The 1,424-nt window shown below is 74.6% G+C and carries 1 protein-coding gene; it reads right to left on the reverse strand.

Annotated elements, in window-relative coordinates; genetic code table 11:
• A partial coding sequence (locus ACTIR_RS24380) for an FUSC family protein (RefSeq protein WP_034241058.1) occupies positions 1 to 1,424 on the reverse strand: 1,424 nt, incomplete at both ends.

A 1,424-nucleotide genomic window follows, 5' to 3' on the forward strand; every position in this document is an offset into this window, starting at 1 on the left:
CGCCCCGCCGCGGAGGGCTCGACGACGAGCTGCTGGAAGACGGTCCGCAGGTCGGACAGGGCGCGGTAGGCCCGGCGCCGCCGGCGGGACCGTTCGTGTCGCCGCTGGGCGGTGTCCACCGGACGCAGCGCCGCGTCGGCGTAGTCGGCGATCTCCTCGGCGACGTCCGCCAACCGACCGCCCAGCACCGGACGCCTGCTGCCCGGCCACAACAGATAGCCGAACACGAGCACGATCGCGCAGCCGAGCGCGGTGTCCTCCAGCCGGGCCAGGGCCACGTCCCGTTCCCCGGTGGACAGTTCCATCTGCACGATCAGCAGCGGGGTCACGAACGCGCTCAGCAACCCGTAGCTGCGCATCTTCCCGAGCGCGGCCGCCGACCCGAAGAGCGCGACGAGGCCCGCCACCCAGATCCCGGGCGGGACCAGGGCGACCACGACGGCGCCGAGCCCGACCCCGGCGACCGTGCCGAGCCCGCGCAGCACCGCCCGGCCGAACACCGAGCCGAAGTCGGGCTTGATGATCAGCCCCACGGTGAGGGTGATCCAGTACGACCGCTCCACCGGGACGACGACCCGGACCACCTCCGCGAGGGCGACGCAGAGCGTCACCCGGACCGCGACGGTCCAGGTCACCGGGCCGGCGGCCAACGAGGAGACCCACTCGGACAGCCGCTGCCGGACCGGGACCCGGGCCCGGTGCAGCCGCTGCTCCTCCATGCCGATCGTGGTCAGGGCCGCGTACAGCGCCGCGATCTCGGGCGGCGACTCCGGGACGTCCCCCGGCGGGTGGGGCAGCGGATCGTCCCCGCGCACCGCCGTGGCCAGGTCGGTGAAGTAGGCGATCACCGCGCGCGGCGGGCGCTCCCCGGAGTCCACCACCGCCACCGACGCCTCGATCGCCGGTGTGGTGGCGGTGAGCAGGTTGAGCAGCCCCCGGTAGGTCTCGTCCCGCCCGGACAGCCACGACCGGGCGCTGAGCAACCGGTCGTAGGCGGTGTTCATCGCCCGGGTGAGCTGGTGCCGGGCCGCCCGGGACATGTCGTCGTCGCCGGCCGAGACGGCGGAGAGCATCCCGGCCAGTTCGAGGTGGACCTGGGCGACGGCCTCCCGTTCGGGGGTGGTGGCGCGCACGGTCCACCCGGCCAGCGACACCAGCAGGCCCCAGCAGGAGCCCGCGGCGAAACACCCGAGCGTGACGGCGTAGGACAAGCCGTCCTCCGGCCTGCCGGTCCCGAGCACGGTGAACACGAACAGTTGCAGCGCCGCGATCGAGGCGTTGCTGCCCGCCGCGCTGACCAGCGCCGACACCGCCGCCACGACGATCACCAGGGGGACGGAGAACACGGCGTCACCGCGGGCGAGCAGGCCGAACGCGAACCCGGCGACCGCGGTCGCCATCGCCCCGCCGAGCCGCACGGCCCG

The organism is Saccharomonospora iraqiensis subsp. iraqiensis, assembly GCF_000430445.1.
Lineage (GTDB): Bacteria > Actinomycetota > Actinomycetes > Mycobacteriales > Pseudonocardiaceae > Saccharomonospora > Saccharomonospora iraqiensis.